This window comes from Nocardia sp. NPDC004123, from assembly GCF_053603795.1.
On the sequence record NZ_JBSGGG010000025.1, the window covers coordinates 127,201 to 141,978 of the forward strand.

Below are 14,778 nucleotides of genomic sequence, written 5' to 3' on the forward strand. Positions count from 1 at the left end.
TCCTCGGTTTCCGTTCGTCCTCGCGTGTCACGCCGGATCGGCGTGCGCTCCCCTCAGGCACCTTCGTCCTTCCCGGTCGCGGTGGTCAACGGTTGAGATCAGGCTGATCCTGCGGAAATACCGTGGAGCACAATGGCATTGGGCATAGACCGGCTCGCGCTGCGATCGAGGCAACAGGCCGAGCCCGGGTGGGTCCTCGCGGACGTCGCCGACTTGTGCAGCGCTGGAATCGGCGGGAATTCATGTCCCGGCGGAGGGCGAAGAGGATCAGGCGCGGCGGTACGGGCGCACGAAGGAATTCCTTCAACTCGTTCGCAAGCCTTGGCTCGGGGTTTGGGGATACGACGATCGTCCAGTTCTCGTCGCCGGTTGCGTGGTATTCGGCTCGAGCTGCGGTCAATACCTGACTTGGCCCCGCGCGGCGGTCACGATACGCCCCATGACCCAGATCTCTGCTTCCGCGGATCAGTTGGTGGCACAGCGCTACCGCGACCCCGCACCGACCCCGGCCCCGGAATGGAACCCGGTGCTGCGGGTGCTGCACGAGCACCGCTCGATCCGTCGCTATCTGGCCGATCCGGTGCCGGACGCCATCTTGCGCCTGCTCGTCTCGGCAGCCCAGTCGGCGCCGACATCCTCCAATCTCCAAGCGTGGAGCGTGATCGCGGTCCGAGATCCGGAACGCAAGGCGCGACTGGCCACGCTCGCCGGGGATCAGGACCATATCCGGCAGGCGCCGGTACTGCTGGTCTGGACGGCGGATCTGGCCCGGCTGTGAGCACTGGCCGCGGAGCGCGGGGCCCCGCTCGATGGAGCCGACTACCTGGAGTCCAGCTATGTGGCGTTTCTGGACGCGGCGCTGGCCGCACAGAACGCGGTGACAGCGGCCGAATCGCTGGGCCTGGGCACCGTCTATATCGGCGCGATCCGCAACAACCCCGAGCAGGTTGCGGCTGAATTATCCCTGCCACCAGGCGTGTTCGCGGTCGTCGGCCTCGTGGTCGGCATCCCGGACCCGAGCGAGGATGCCCGCGTCAAGCCGCGGCTGCCGCAGGCCGCGGTGCTGCACGAGGAGACCTACGACGCGACCGGGCTCGGCGCGCATCTGGCCGAGTACGAGACCCGGATCGCGGCGTTCTACGCCGAGCAGAACCTCGAGCACTCCTGGATCGACCGGGTACTGACCCGGCTCGGCTCGGCCGCCGCGCTCACAGGCCGCGACCGGCTGCGTGACCAGCTTGCGGCGCAGGGTTTTCCGCTGCGCTGATGGCGCCGATCGAGCCACTCTGCCGTCGGGGAATCGATCATGTCCCGGCTCGGTGGGGTGAGATGAGGAATCGATGGTGACCGGGGACAAGAGCGCGGGGGCGGTGTTGCGTGCCGTGCTCGCCGAGGGCACGGCGCCGCGCAGCGTCATCGCCCGCGTGGCCGGATTGTCGCCGGCGACCGTGACCTCGCAGGTGCGGGCGCTGGCCGCGGCGGGATTGCTGACCGAGCTGCCGGAGACGGCCGGGCCGGGCGGGATGGGCCGCCCACATTCGCCGCTGGTGCTGAACGTCGCGGGCAATGTGGTGCTCGGGCTGCACATCGCCGCCGACCATTGCACGGTCGCGGTGCTCGATATCGCCGGAACCGTGCGGCTTTCGCATCGGGCGCCGCATCTCGGCCTGGATCCGGACGTGATCCTGGCGTCCGCCGCCGCCGAGGTGCGGCGGCTGCGGGACGAGCTGACCGAACGCGTCATCGGGCTGGGTGTCGCCCATCGGCGGCTGGGTGGACGGCCCGGCCGGGTCCGTCGTCGAGCACGGCACCTTGCCCTGGCGCAATGTTGCTGTGCGGCAGTATCTCTCCCGCAGGCCGCACCACCATCGTCGTGGCCCACCGCCTGGCCACCGCCGCCGACGCCGATCTGATCATCGTGATGGGCGACGGCCGTCTGCTGCAAACCGGCCGCCACGCCGACCTTCTCGAGATCGACGGCCCCTACTGCCCGTTGTGGTCGGCCTATGTCGGCGACGACGCCCCCGCGGACCACGTCGCCGCCGAATCATCATGAGTACGCAATCTCCGAGTTGCCGAAGCTGTTGCGCGGCCGATCAGTTCGTGGATGAATCGCATCTTGTCCAGTGCCGCCGGGGCCAGGACGAAGGGATAGAGGTCGGGGTGGCCCATCGACCGGTTGACCTGGTTGAGGGCCCATGACAGTGGCAGCCAGTGCTCGATGAGCCGATCGAAACCGGTGTTGGCGTGTAGCCGCACTTCTGATCGGGTGCTTTCCCGGGTCATCGCGAATGCTGCTGCGGTGTCGAGGGTTTCACGAATATGGAGGTAGTGGGCGAAGGTCTCGGCCCAATCCTCGACGGGATGCATTGCGGCATACGCGGACACGAACCGATCCGGCCAGTCCGGTGGCGGGCCGATCCGATAGTTCCGGTCCAGAGCGGCCGCATAGTCCTGGTCGGGGTCGCCGAACAGTGCTTCGAATCTCGGCTCCCGCAGGCCGTCGCCCACCAGGACCTGCTGGTAGTGGTGGCCGAGCTCGTGGCGGAAGTGGCCCACGAGCGTCCGGTATGGCTCGTCCATCGATACGCGGAGCCGTTCGCGGTGCACATCGTCGCTTTCGGCGAGATCCAGCGTGATCACCCCGCTGTGGTGGCCGGTCGTCACCTCCTCACCCGCGCTGGACAACAGATCGAAAGCCAGGCCGTGGTCGGGATCCTCGTCTCGCCCGACGATCGGCAACCCGAGTTCGTTCAGCTCGAAGATCACCCGCCGCTTGCTCGTCTCGGCTTCGGCGAATTGGGCGAGCGCCGGGGAGTCGTTGTCCGCGGGCCGGGTTCGGGTCAACCGGCACGAAGAGCACAATTCACCGCCGGCCCCGGTTGCCGCTGGGACCAGCCAATTGCACCGGGCGCGCTGCAGATTGCCGCATGTCCGCCAGCGCCGACCGTCGACAGTGGTCGTGCCGTGCGTATCGAGGACGAGCATGGTGCGACTGAGTGGGTGAAACCCCAGCGCCCCACCGCACCTCAGGCAGACAGAATTCTCGAACGACAATCGCTGTCCGCACCGCCCGCACGTGAAGTCTCGCAAGGGATTCCTTCCCGTCGACCGACATCGGCGAGCCGATCGTCTGACGTCCAGCCGGGCCACCGTGGTATTGAGCCTGACCCGGTGCAGCGATGTGGTATCGAGACGGCGGACTGATCCAGAGCCGAGAAGCTATCCCTTGGTCGAATCATTCTCGGCCGAAACGCTTTTGCGCAGGATGCGGAAATCCCGCTGCAGATCGCTGAGCGATACCGCACACACGCGGCCGCCGCCGATAGGTCGAACCTCCATGTACGGAATCGGGTTGTGCCGCACCGCAGTGACCTGAATGGGAGCACCGAGCGCGGTGTCGTGGATGGGGACCAGACGCGTTCCTTTTGCGATTTCCACGGTTCTCGACCTCCCGGGTATGGCGCGATCTGTTTCGTATTCGCGATACCCGCCTGGGCTTCGGTCAAACGGCACCAGGTTTCCGGCGCGGAGGTTATCGGCCGCCCACGGTTGGCCCCGTCGGCGGTCCCCCCGGGCCCCGAATTGCCTTGGCGGCCACGACCGTTCCATCGCGCCCTGACGGCGCTCCCGGTCGTCTTCATGCCCTCGGCGCCCCTGCCCCGAGCCGTGAGGGTCATCGGGGAACCGAAGCCTGGCCAGGCGCGATGCACTGGCCAGGTCCGCAGTCGTCAGTTGATGGAGAAGCTGCCGGCCATCGGGGGCGTGCCGGCCGCTCCGGCCGCCACGATGCCGATCGGATCGCCCGAGCAGTCGATGCTGGCGTAGAAGGTGGCGTCCTGATCGGTCGAGTTCGTCACGGTGGTCGTGTCCAGGTCGGTGAGCATGATCCGGACGCAACCGGACGGGTTCACGAGAACCCTGCCGTTCGAGACCAGGGTGCCGGTCGACGCACCCGCGGTCGCGGGCACCAGCACCGCCACCATCCCGGCCACCGCGGCAGCGCCGAGTACTCCAGCAATACGCAACTTCATTGGATCCTCCGTGGTGAATCTGCACCCGATCGCTCGGGCACCGTAACCCTGGCAAACTACACCGGCCGAAGGCGCCGCCATGTATCCAGAAAAATACGGCCGTGTTTCGGCGTGCGGCCGGACCGCTGCCCGCGAATGCCCCACCAGTGCAGACGATTACCCTGGCGCCGGTCTTCTCGGAAGGTGCGATCGCCGAGGGCAGGCGGTCCGCGAGTGCAGTGTCGCGGCCCGAGACCACCTGGCGCCCAGGTATCGGCGTTTTCGAGGCGCTTATCGGAGGCTTTGGCGCCAGCGGTGGAGTGGTGTACTCGAATAGCGCAGTATTCCTGTGCAACAGGCAGATTCGTCTCGGGCACGGACACGCCGAGAATCGGACTGGGCAGTCATCGGATGCGCGTTCAGGGCATGCCGCCGCGGGGATAGCCCTATCGTCCGCGCCATGCCGTCGAACAACCACGAGGTGCCATTGGAACTGTTTCGGGAGCGACCGGAGTTGGCCGCGAAGGTGGCCCGTGACGTCTTCGGCCTACCCGTTCCAGAGGACGCGTGCTGGCGGTTGGGACCGGAGACGGTGACCGTCCTCGGACCGCTCGAGCTGCACCTGGATGTCGCCCTGGTCGGCGGCAACCCGCAGCGGCCCGAATACGCGATCATCCAGGAGGTGCAGAACACCTGCACCGCCGACGAACTCGCGCGGATCCGGTCGAGTTGGCCCGAGTATGTGACCAACCTGCGCAAGCGGTTGGGGTGTCCGGTCGTGCTACTGGCTTACTGTCCGATCGAGCGAGTCGCGGCGGCTGTCGGACAACCGATCGAGACCGGCCATCCGGGTTTCGTCTTCACGCCGATCACGTACTGGCCGGGGCGGTTGGGGCCGGTCACCGATCCGGACCAAGCGCGAGAATGGCCCGAACTGGTACTGCTGTCAGCTCCTGGGCATGTGCAAGACGAGTCGCGGCGCCCGGTACTGGAGATGGTGCTGCGGGCGCTCGAGACCTTCGGGCCCGAGAGGGGCCTGATTTACTATGACTACATCAGCGCGCGACTGCCTGAGGCAGCCCGCATCGAGCTGGAGGCTATCATGTCGATTTCGGTCGAGAACTACCGGTGGGAGAGCGAATTCGCCCGGCGCCACCAGGCGATCGGTCATGCGGAAGGCGTGGCGGAAGGCAAGGCCGAGGGCGTGGCCGAAGGCCGGGCCGAGGGGGAGGCTTCGGCAATTCTCACGGTTCTGGCCGCTCGGGGGATCGAGGTCGACGGCGCCGCCCGTGAGCGGATTCTGGCATGCGCTGATCTGGAGCGGCTGTCGGATTGGCTGACCCGGTCTGTCACGGTGGCCGCGGTCGCCGAGCTGTTCGGTTCGCCGTAGCGCCGGCTCGCTCCTGCGGATCTGGACATGGTCGCCCACGTCGAAGAGAACGTCGCTGCCGCTGAAATAGCCCTCACTACAGCGGAATTCGACGCTGCGGCCGACGCCGACCGAGTCGGCTACCGCGCGCCGCAGCGAGCGATGGTGCACCCGATTTGGCGTGACGGTAGGTGGACGCGCTAATGTTCTTTCAGCCGGAGCGGGGGAGACCCCGAACCGGACAGTCGCCTCGAGCGACGAGCTACGGTTCTATAGCTCAGCGGGAGAGCACTCGCTTCACACGCGAGGGGTCGCTGGTTCGATCCCAGCTAGAACCACCATGAGGGGCTTATTCCAACCGGCGTCCGCTCGCTGGTTCGAGTAAGCCCCTTTCTGCTTTCTGTGCGGTGGGGGACTGGTGCAGGCGTGGCCGGCTTGATGGAGGGCGGCGAACAGGTCGGTTTTCTCGTCGCTGATCGTCGGTTCGATGGTGTCTTGATGGTCGTCGATGTAGAAGCGTTGGTAGAAGGTTTCGTTGAGCAGGCGGCGGATGTCGGTGTTGGCGTCGCGGTAGAGGACGTAGGGGTCGGCAACGAGGTCCAAGGCGTGCCGGAGGACTCCCGCGCCGATGGTGAGCTCTTCTGAGGTGTTCGTGAGCGCGGCTTCGAGGCGTTTGCGTTGGGTCTTGATGTCGATCAGTTTCATGCGGACTTTTGCTTGGGGCATCGAGCCGTCGGCGAGCAGGTCGATCAGGCGGTTTTCCTTGGCGTCGAGTTGTTTCAGTTGACGGTTGAGGTTGGCGTGTCGGTCGCGGACGGTGGTGTGTTCGTCGGCGACGACTTCTTCGAGGAGCCTTCGGGTCTCGGTGGCGAAGGATGTCGAGAGCTGCAGTGTGCGATAGTGCTCGGCCACGGCCTCTGCGACCATTTCGACTGGGAGGTAGGGGAGATCGCATAACCCCTCTTTGCTTCTGCGGCACTTGAAGTATGTGTACTTGCTGCCGTTGCGGCTGGTCGACTGGTTGAACACCAGCCGTGAGGTATGCCCCTGGTCGCGGCAGCGGGTGCAGAACAGGAACCCTTTGAGGTAGTGGTTGTGAACCCGGTCGCGGTTCCCATTGGCGCTGCGCTGGCGGAGCACATCCTGAACGCGGTCGAACAGTTCATGGCTGATCAGCGGTTCGTGGCGCCCGGGATAGATCTGGCCCTTCCATGTGACGTAGCCGATGTAGTACGGGTCGCGCAGCATGTTGTGCAGGGTTGAGGCGGATACTGGTCGTTGTGCCGGGTAGCGGCTGGTCGGAGGAGAAGTCAGCCCTAGGTCGGCCATTGCCGCTTCGAGATCGTCGAGGCCGTGCTCACCGGTTGCATAGAGTTCCCAGGCCTGCACGACGAGCGGTGCACGGTCGTTGTCGATCTTGATGGTGTTGACCTGGCGGCCTTCGAACAGTATGCGGGTGTTGACGTATCCGAGTTTGGCTCGGCTGCAGGTGCCGCCGCTCATGGCCTTGTTCAGCATTTTGATGCTGATGTCCTGGCCGGACAGCCTGTTCTGGGTGTCGTTGAAGATGTCAGTGATGGCGGCCATCATGTCGGCGTAGATACCTTCGCCGAAGTCTTCCCGAGCCGAGATCAGCTTCACGCCCATGTTGTCGAGCTGGCGCTTGGTGACCGCGGCGTCGATGTAGTTGCGGAAGGCGCGGGACCGGGCATAGACGATGACGTACTTGATCTCGGGGTGCTCGTTGAGGTAGGCCAGCATCTCTTGGAACACGGGCCGGTTCTCGACGGAGTTGGCCGATACTCCTGGCTCGACGAACTCCTTGACGATCCGGGTAGGAAGGTTGTCGGCACGCTTTTCGACGACGCTGCGTTGGGTCGCAATCGAATTGCCGTCCGGGTCGATGTCGATGGCGGTGTTCAACTGTTTCTTGTCCGAGACTCGCAGGTACGCGACGGCCGGATCGGCGGTCACGGCAGCTTTCACGGTTCCTCCTCAGCTGATTCGGATTCCTTCGCCAGCGCGATGACGGCGCGGCTGAGCCTGCGAAGATCCGGTGGCTCACGCCTGTCGCTGTCCACGACCAGGCGGTGCTCACGTCTGTCGCCGATCGGAGTCTCACCGCGGCTAGACATCCCGTACTCGCCTGTTGGGCGCTTTGGTGTTGCTACGGCCTAGCTGTTGACCGGAGCGCCCTCCAAGATTCTTGTTTTCGCCTTGCATTGCAAGAGGATTCGTTTCGCTAAAAGATAGCTATGGATGGCAATGGGGTTCACGACCTGCGCACGAACGCCCAGCGGTGGCGGTGTCGGGAAGGGGCAAGTTTGGCCATGGGATCACTTGCCATTCATCGCATTTGCTGTGCCACGCACACATCCTGGCGGCGTTGGTCTGTCCTCCGCCTTCTCGGTGACGCTCGTATGCGTGAAACCCGAGCCTGTGACGACCGCCGGTGGAATAGACGTTGGGCGTACCAGGCTTGATTGTCATGGGTTCATGCAACAGAGCTGAGGACTTGATGCGCCAGCCGTATGCTGAACTGTGTTGTGCATGTTGAAGTTGGTTGTAGGTCCTTCTCTTCCAGCTTCAGGAACCTCAGAAGGCTGCGCTGATCGATCGTCCTGACGCTGATAGATCGTCCGAAATCGCTCTTCGATTCGGGGTCGGCACTGTCCAGTCGCACAGGGATCTGACCGCAGGCTCTGGGCGACTCAGCTTTGCGACGGGCACCTGTTGCTGAGCGCTGGCGGGCTTCCTGGCCAAAATCCCCCGCAAGCCCCAATCCGCGGCCGCGACGGATTCCCTCGCTTCGATGGGCCTTGATGCATCGCCCATGTGGCCATGCCTGCGACGTGCACTACGCCGGCAGCCGCCAATCGACACTGGACGGTGTGCGTGTCGCAGATCACGGCTGGCGCGATAACCGGTGTGGCGCATGTAGTGTCTGGCCGTCAAGCATGCTGAGCGATCAACATGGGCGATTACCCCCGAGCGAGCCCCAGGCTGATGTACTTCGGTCCTGGGGCTCGATTGGGTATCTCACGCGACAGGGACCGGGGGTTCCTGGTTGAGTCGGCCCGTAGCGCGGTGCCGGTGTTGCCACCAGTCCGTTTCTACGGGCCGCTCGCCGAACCCGGCGTGCGTGTCTCCACGCATCGGGCTCTCCACGGCATCTGCCGTCAGGCGTGGTCGGCCATGGTCCAGGGGTTGGGGATCGTGTTGCCGCGATACCGATATCGTGTGATCGGCACCTCGGCGAGGTTGAACAGTTCGATCCCGTCCGCTGACGGCCTGTGCCAACACCGGCCGGTTCATAATTCGAATACGAAGCCGCTGCGGTCGAGATGTACTCGACCGCAGCGGTTTTCGCGTGGTGGGCGAGTTCGGATTTTCCGCGGTCGACCGGGTTGACAGCCCGTCGGGCTCTAGTAGAACGTTGTTCTATAGCAAGGATGCTCTCCCGAATCCGGGCCCATGCACGACCACGTACCTGATGGGAAACGCCAGTCATGTCTGACCAACTCCTGTCCGCCCCAACACCCGACATCGATGGAGCCAGCAGACTGGGGGGCTTGTTATATCGAAGGGCCCGTACGGTTCTCGCATTCAGTGTCCTCATTCTCATCGCTGCCGCCTTCCTGGGTACGGGGGCGTTCGGCAAGCTGCAGGGCGGCGGTTTCGACGACCCGGCAGCGGCATCGAGCCGCGCGGCGGCCGCCATCGACGATCACTTCGGCGGTCAAACCAATCTGGTGCTCATGGTGCACGCGAACAGCGGCACGGTGGACACCCCCGCCGTCGCGGATGCCGCCCGGCAACTCACCGAGAGGGTGGCCGCGGAGCCCGGGATGAGTCAGGTCGCCTCGTACTGGACAACGGCCGCGCCGGCCATGAAATCTCGGGACGGCGCCAACGGGATCGTCGTCGCGCACATCGACGGCGACGCTGGCCAGGTCAGCGAACGTGCCGCCGTGCTCGTCGAGCGATACCGGGGGGCGAGCGGGCCGATCACCGTCGGCGCCGGCGGAACTGCCGCAGTGCAACACGACGTCAACGATCAGGTCGCCAAAGACCTCGGGCTCGCCGAATCGATCGCGATCCCCCTCACCCTGATCCTGCTGGTGCTGGCCTTCGGCAGCGTGGTGGCCGCGCTGGTGCCGCTGATCCTCGGCGTGGTCGCCATCCTGGGGACCTTCGCCGAACTCGACCTACTGGGCCGAATCACCGCGGTGTCGGTGTATTCGGTCAATCTCACGACCGCACTCGGGCTGGCGCTCGGGGTGGACTATGCCCTGCTGCTGGTCGCACGGTTCCGCGAAGAGCTCTCCGGCGGCGCGGACGTGCGCGCAGCCGTCGCGACGATGCTGCGTACGGCCGGACGCACCATCGTGTTCTCCGCGACCACCGTGGTCGCGGCGCTGGCGGCACTGCTGGTGTTCCCCGAATTCTTCCTTCGGTCATTCGCGTACGCGGGCATGGGCGTCGTCGCCATCGCCGCGATCAGCGCGCTCACCGTCGTGCCCGCATTGCTGGCGGTTCTCGGCCGTAGGGTCAATGCCTGGTCGCTGCCCTGGTCGAACGCTCACCGCGGCTCGGACGCTCCGGCCTGGGGCCGGCTCGCCGCCGCTGTGACCAGGCGTCCGATCGCGGCTGCGCTGCCGGTCGTCGCGATCCTCGCGCTGGTGGCCGGTCCATTGCTCGGAGTCGGATTCTCCATTCCCGACGAGCGAGTGATGCCCGCCGATGCCGCGAGCCGTCAGGTGGCTGACACCTTGCACGACGGGTTCGCCGGCTTCGGTCATGCCTCCGTCGACGTCGTGATCGATGGTCCCGCAACAACATCCGCGATCGCCGACTACGCCGCCCGAGTATCACAACTGCCCGGCGTCACCGGCGTGACGACCAGCGTCGCCCAGCCGCGCTTGCAGCGACTCACGGTCGCCAGCGACCTCGACGAGAAATCCACTGCGGCAGGCGATCTGGTGCGTTCAGTACGTGCCGTTGCTGCTCCTGCCGGCACCGTCGCGCTGGTCGGCGGCGTCGACGCCCAGCAGATCGACACCGAGTCCTCGATCGGATCCCGGCTCCCCATCGCCGCTCTGATGATCGTCCTGACCACGTTCGCGCTGTTGTTCGCCTTCACCGGCAGCGTCGTACAGCCGCTGCGCGCACTGCTACTCAACGCTCTCGGCCTTTCCGCCGCACTGGGCGCCATGGTGTGGATCTTCCAGGACGGACATCTGAGTGGGCTGCTCGGATTCACTCCACGCCCCACCGACACCGCCATGGCCGTGCTGTTGTTCTGTGTCGCGTTCGGGCTGTCCATGGACTACGAGGTAATTCTCACCAGTCGCATCAAGGAGTTGCGCGACCAGGGTGCGGCCACGACCGACGCAGTTATCCACGGCCTGGCCAAGACTGGGCGGATCGTTTCGACTGCCGCCGGCTTGCTCGCGGTCAGCTTCTTCGCATTCGGTGTGTCGAAGGTCAGCTTCATCCAAATGTTCGGTCTCGGCACAGGTCTGGCGATCCTGATCGACGCCCTGCTGATCCGAGGCATCCTGGTACCTGCCGCCATGAGCCTCCTGGGCAGGACCAATTGGTACGCCCCCGCGCCGCTGCGTCGGCTGCACCGTTATATCGCCCTCCAGGACCACAGCTGAGGCGCAGCACGAAGGCGAGCAGCCCGACCATTCGTTGACAGCTACTGTAGAACGGTGTTCTACTTCTGCTCGAGACGAGAAATCAAGTATTTGGATGTATTTGAAATCGGAGCCCGCTTGTGTGGGGCGCATATTGCATGCTAATGGTTCCGATTTTTCATAGGACGGAAATCGGCGCGATGACGAGCCCGGTATCGGGCCTCGCGTTCTTCGGAGGGAATTGTGCGTTCAGGTAACGGAAAAATATTGATAATCGGCGGCGGGATCGGCGGTGCCAGTGCAGCGATCGCGCTGCGTAACAGCGGCTTCGACGCCACCGTATACGAGGCCAGGAGTGCGCGTGGCACGCAATACGGCGGTTGTTACGTGCTCTGGTACGCGGGCGTGATGTCCTTGGCCAGACTCGGACTGCTGGACAAGGCAATTGCATTGGGTCATCGTGTCGATCGATTCGAGATGTGCGGTGAGCACGGCAATACGCATTACAGCGTGACGAGGGCCTTCTGAGCAATTGGGTCAAGGACGAACGCCGCCGCAGCGAGGCCGCCGCAGCACACGGTGACACGCCCCTGGATCCGGCCGAACGCGCCGAACTACTGGCCTTACGGCGGCGAGTTGCCGAGCAGGACAAAGACATTGCGTTCCTGAAAAAAAGTCTCGGCGTACTTTGCCGCGATGCAGAACAACCGCAACGGTTCGCTCTGACGGCGAAGTACGCCTGCCCCGATGTCACCCAGATCGCCGGCACCGGGCAGGCATCGCACAGGTTCTCCATCACCCGCATGGCACGCCTGCTGGACGTAGCGGCATCTGGCTTCCATCAGTGGCGAAACCGCAGGGCTGCAAAGGAACTCACCTCGCGACAACAGCGACGTGCGGACCTGACGGTGAAGGTCCTCGACGTGCACGCCGACTCGCACGGCACCTACGGGTCACCACGGATCACCGCGGAGCTGCGCGAGCGCGGCGAGACGGTCACCGCCAAGACCATCGCCAAGATCATGGCCGAGATCGGGATCGAGGGCATCAGCCCGCGCACCTTCAAAGTCCGCACCACGATGGTCGATCCGGCCGCGTCGTTCCCGCCGGATCTGGTGGTCCGGACCTTCGATCAGGGCCGTCTCGATGCCGTCTGGTTGACCGATATCACCTATCTGAGCTGCGGAGAAGGTGACATGTTCTTGTGCGCGATCCGCGACGGGCATTCCCGCCGCGTGCTCGCCCACATCACCGCCGACCATATCGGCGCTGACATGGTCACCGCCGCCATCGACGCAGCGGTGGCCGCACGTGGTTACCGCCCCGAGGGTACGGTGCTACATTCGGACCGCGGTGGCGAGTTCACCGCCGGGCTTACCGCGAACGCCTGTGCCCGACACGGGCTTCGGCGGTCGATGGGTGAGACCGGGATCTGCTGGGACAACAGTCCTGCCGAATCGTTCTGGTCGAGTTTCAAGCACGAGCACTATTACCGGCACGTCTACCCAACGAAGACCGAACCCGTTGCCTCAGTTGGCAATTGGATAGACTGGTACAACAGCACTCGACGCCACTCCGCGATCGGAATGCTCAGCCCTCTGCGCTATGAGCAATCCCTGACAGCCACAACGGAAGCTGCCTAACCAACTGTCCACCGTTCGGGGTGAACCTCAGATGGTGTTGGAGTGCGGATGAGCAGTGTGCGCCCGTACCCAGGAGATGGCCAGTGCGGCACCTGTCACGGCCACGACAGTCGTCGTGAGTGCGATGGTCCGTAACCGCCGGCGCGGTGACCACCGCCCGGGCGCGAGCGGCTCGCCGGAATCGTTGCCGGTGCGGATCGTTAGTTTCGGGTCTCGTTGCGGCACAGCATCATCCTGCCGCAACAGCTCATCGCGGGACGGGTGTACTACGAAGCCACAGTTGACCCGGCTGATCGTCTGTGGCTGAGGCAGACCACTGTTCGAAAATCGTTTTCCGAACGGCGAACGTTTGGCGGTGGTGGGTGCGACTTGGAACCGTTCGGCGGCCCAACTCCGACAACGGGGTATTACGTTGGGACACGAAGACCTCCGGAAGTGAATGCGTTCCTCGACAGCTCGCACTTCACTCGGAGGTCTTCGCCATGTCAGCTCGCCACGCCGTCACCGACGTCGATGGTCAGTACACCTAATCCTCACCGGGCTTCGGGAAAGGGCACGAGCTCTTCCGCGTGCGCCCACAGCTCGACCTGATGCGGGTTGATGATCGTCATCCCACCGTGGATGGGAATGGTCACGCCGTTGATGTAGGCGGCCCTGTCGGAGGCGAGGAAGACCGCCATTTCTGCGATGTCGTCCGGCACGCCGAGTCGCTTCGTCGGCTGGGCCAGGAGATGCATGTCGCGCATGGCCGGCGGGAGGGAGGCAAAGGCTGTTTCGCTGAGAACGACGCCGGGAGCGATACCGTTGCAACGGATCCCATGCTTGCCGAATCCGGTAGCGACGTACTTGATCAAGGAATCGATCGCGCCTTTCGACACGCCGTACGCCGTTTGGTTGACGGTCGCGTGGTGGGCCCCGACCGACGACGTCATGATGATGGATCCCCCGCCACGTTTCTTCATCTCGGGGATTGCGTGCTTGCATCCCAGCATCGGCCCGCGGACGTTGATGGCCATCACGCGGTCCCAGGCTTCCACGTCCATGTCTTCGACGGTCGTGTCGTGCCGCATGAAATTCGGGTCGACGAGCGCGGCATTGTTGTGGAGGATGTCGAGTCCGCCGAAGGTCTCGACTGCGAGTTCGACCATGGCTGCGATCTGCTCATCTTCGGCGATGTCGACAGTGATGGCCACGGCCTGACCACCGGCTTTGGTGATTGCGGCGGCGGTGGCTTCGGCGCCCGCGGTATTGATGTCCGAGACGACGACCGCGGCGCCATCGCGAGCCATCAACGTGGCCGAAGCCGCGCCGATACCGCTTCCCGCCCCGGTGACGGCTGCGATCTTTCCATCCAGTAGTGCCATCGATCTTCCCTGCTTCCTGTGCTTCCTGATCACGTGACTTCCGGCGAGGCGCTGATGCGGCCTCGGTGTCAGAGGCACAATACTAGATCGATCTATCTATTGTGGAACTTCGCGAATGCGCCTGGAACTTCATCCCTACGAGACGATGTGTCCTCCGATACCAACATTAAAGTAACGTCTGTTACATTTCGTGTCGTGACAGAGATTCGAGCGGTGGCGCGGTGGCTGGTGCTGTTGGTCCGGGTGCCGACCGAGCCGTCGCGGTATCGGGTGGCCGTGTGGCGTGAACTGCGCCGTGTGGGTGCTTTGCAGGTCGGCCAGGGTGTGTGGGTGGTGCCCGATGTCCCGGTGTTCGCCGACGGGGTCGCGCGGGTGATCGAGCTGGCTCGACGCGGCGAGGGTGAGGTGCTGGTGCTCGATGCATCGGGCCACGCCGAGACCGACACCATGCGGTTGGAGGCGATGTTCACCGCCGAGCGGAGCGAGGAGTGGGCGGAGTTCCTGGCTGATTGCGGCGGGTTCGATGCCGAGATCGACAAGGAGATCGCCAAGGCCAAGTTCACGATGGCTGAGCTCGAGGAAGAGGAGCAGAGCCTGGAACGGCTGCGGCGCTGGCATCGCGACATCAAGGCCCGCGACGTGTTCGGTGCCCCCGCGGCCGCCGAGGCCGGGCAGCGGCTCGAGCACTGCGCCGATCGGTTGGCCGACTACACCGAGCGGGTTTTCCAGGCCCTGCACCAGATGTAA

General features: G+C 64.7%; 13 protein-coding genes, 1 tRNA gene and 3 pseudogenes. 11 read left to right on the forward strand and 6 right to left on the reverse strand.

What is annotated here, in order from left to right; translation table 11 throughout:
* The first annotated feature begins 439 nt into the window (after positions 1–439).
* The 3 genes and pseudogenes from ACWEQQ_RS32545 to ACWEQQ_RS32555 all read left to right on the forward strand — a co-directional run bounded on the left by ACWEQQ_RS32545 (position 440) and on the right by ACWEQQ_RS32555 (position 2,056).
* Positions 440–1,267 (forward strand): annotated as a pseudogene (locus ACWEQQ_RS32545) (NADPH-dependent oxidoreductase).
* Between the two features lie 76 nt (positions 1,268–1,343).
* On the forward strand, positions 1,344–1,913 hold the full coding sequence (locus tag ACWEQQ_RS32550) for an ROK family transcriptional regulator (RefSeq protein ID WP_452350933.1): 570 nt from the start codon (positions 1,344–1,346) through the stop codon (positions 1,911–1,913).
* Positions 1,874–2,056, forward strand: coding sequence for a hypothetical protein (locus tag ACWEQQ_RS32555; RefSeq protein WP_452350934.1), 183 nt, complete (start codon positions 1,874–1,876; stop codon positions 2,054–2,056). Before ACWEQQ_RS32550 ends, ACWEQQ_RS32555 begins: the two co-directional genes overlap by 40 nt.
* On the opposite strand, the gene ACWEQQ_RS32560 is transcribed toward ACWEQQ_RS32555, so the two are convergent.
* The 3 genes from ACWEQQ_RS32560 to ACWEQQ_RS32570 form a co-directional block, all read right to left on the reverse strand.
* Complete coding sequence (locus ACWEQQ_RS32560) at positions 2,005–3,093, reverse strand: zinc-binding metallopeptidase family protein (protein ID WP_452350935.1); 1,089 nt, start codon at positions 3,091–3,093, stop codon at positions 2,005–2,007. The genes ACWEQQ_RS32555 and ACWEQQ_RS32560 overlap by 52 nt on opposite strands.
* A 129-nt stretch (positions 3,094–3,222) precedes the next feature.
* On the reverse strand, positions 3,223–3,441 hold the full coding sequence (locus ACWEQQ_RS32565; protein ID WP_452350936.1) for a hypothetical protein: 219 nt from the start codon (positions 3,439–3,441) through the stop codon (positions 3,223–3,225).
* 290 nt (positions 3,442–3,731) lie between these two features.
* Positions 3,732–4,034 carry a hypothetical protein gene (locus ACWEQQ_RS32570; RefSeq protein WP_452350937.1) on the reverse strand — a complete coding sequence of 101 codons (303 nt, stop codon included), beginning with the start codon at positions 4,032–4,034 and terminating at the stop codon, positions 3,732–3,734.
* A gap of 439 nt (positions 4,035–4,473) precedes the next feature.
* On the opposite strand from ACWEQQ_RS32570, the gene ACWEQQ_RS32575 reads away from it, so the two are divergent.
* From ACWEQQ_RS32575 to ACWEQQ_RS32590, 4 genes are all read left to right on the forward strand, one after another.
* On the forward strand, positions 4,474–5,403 hold the full coding sequence (locus tag ACWEQQ_RS32575; RefSeq protein ID WP_452350938.1) for a hypothetical protein: 930 nt from the start codon (positions 4,474–4,476) through the stop codon (positions 5,401–5,403).
* A 245-nt stretch (positions 5,404–5,648) separates the two neighbouring features.
* Positions 5,649–5,723, forward strand: a tRNA-Val gene (locus tag ACWEQQ_RS32580).
* Positions 5,724–5,808: 85 nt separating this feature from the next.
* Positions 5,809–6,027, forward strand: coding sequence for a hypothetical protein (locus tag ACWEQQ_RS32585; RefSeq protein ID WP_452350939.1), 219 nt, complete (start codon positions 5,809–5,811; stop codon positions 6,025–6,027).
* Positions 6,028–6,060: 33 nt separating this feature from the next.
* Positions 6,061–6,339, forward strand: coding sequence for a hypothetical protein (locus ACWEQQ_RS32590; protein ID WP_452350940.1), 279 nt, complete (start codon positions 6,061–6,063; stop codon positions 6,337–6,339).
* 228 nt (positions 6,340–6,567) lie between these two features.
* On the opposite strand, the pseudogene ACWEQQ_RS32595 reads toward ACWEQQ_RS32590, so the two are convergent.
* Both ACWEQQ_RS32595 and ACWEQQ_RS32600 read right to left on the reverse strand, forming a co-directional pair.
* Positions 6,568–7,368 (reverse strand): annotated as a pseudogene (locus ACWEQQ_RS32595) (recombinase family protein); the annotation flags it as partial.
* Positions 7,369–8,561: 1,193 nt separating this feature from the next.
* Positions 8,562–8,693 (reverse strand): annotated as a pseudogene (locus ACWEQQ_RS32600) (reverse transcriptase domain-containing protein); the annotation flags it as partial.
* A 261-nt stretch (positions 8,694–8,954) separates the two neighbouring features.
* Here ACWEQQ_RS32600 and ACWEQQ_RS32605 point away from each other — a divergent pair.
* The 3 genes from ACWEQQ_RS32605 (at position 8,955) to ACWEQQ_RS32615 (ending at position 12,667) form a co-directional block, all read left to right on the forward strand.
* Entirely contained in the window at positions 8,955–11,045 is a 2,091-nt protein-coding gene (locus tag ACWEQQ_RS32605) for an MMPL family transporter (RefSeq protein WP_452350941.1), read from the forward strand.
* Between the two features lie 222 nt (positions 11,046–11,267).
* Entirely contained in the window at positions 11,268–11,552 is a 285-nt protein-coding gene (locus tag ACWEQQ_RS32610; RefSeq protein WP_452345008.1) for an NAD(P)-binding protein, read from the forward strand.
* The gene (locus tag ACWEQQ_RS32615) at positions 11,549–12,667 is read left to right on the forward strand and encodes an IS3 family transposase (RefSeq protein WP_452350960.1); all 1,119 of its coding nucleotides are present in this window, start codon (positions 11,549–11,551) and stop codon (positions 12,665–12,667) included. The genes ACWEQQ_RS32610 and ACWEQQ_RS32615 overlap by 4 nt, the downstream gene beginning before the upstream one ends.
* A 533-nt stretch (positions 12,668–13,200) precedes the next feature.
* Here the strand turns inward: ACWEQQ_RS32615 and ACWEQQ_RS32620 are convergent.
* Positions 13,201–14,031, reverse strand: coding sequence for an SDR family NAD(P)-dependent oxidoreductase (locus tag ACWEQQ_RS32620; protein ID WP_452350942.1), 831 nt, complete (start codon positions 14,029–14,031; stop codon positions 13,201–13,203).
* Positions 14,032–14,226: 195 nt separating this feature from the next.
* Here ACWEQQ_RS32620 and ACWEQQ_RS32625 point away from each other — a divergent pair, with 195 nt between their 5' ends.
* Positions 14,227–14,778 carry a Chromate resistance protein ChrB gene (locus tag ACWEQQ_RS32625; RefSeq protein WP_452350943.1) on the forward strand — a complete coding sequence of 184 codons (552 nt, stop codon included), beginning with the start codon at positions 14,227–14,229 and terminating at the stop codon, positions 14,776–14,778.

Excerpts from the sequence above, each read along its gene's own strand:
- ACWEQQ_RS32620 (WP_452350942.1), bottom strand. The coding sequence starts at position 14,031 with ATGGCACTACTGGATGGAAAGATCGCAGCCGTCACCGGGGCGGGAAGC.
- ACWEQQ_RS32570 (WP_452350937.1), bottom strand. The coding sequence starts at position 4,034 with ATGAAGTTGCGTATTGCTGGAGTACTCGGCGCTGCCGCGGTGGCCGGG.
- ACWEQQ_RS32575 (WP_452350938.1), top strand. The coding sequence starts at position 4,474 with ATGCCGTCGAACAACCACGAGGTGCCATTGGAACTGTTTCGGGAGCGA.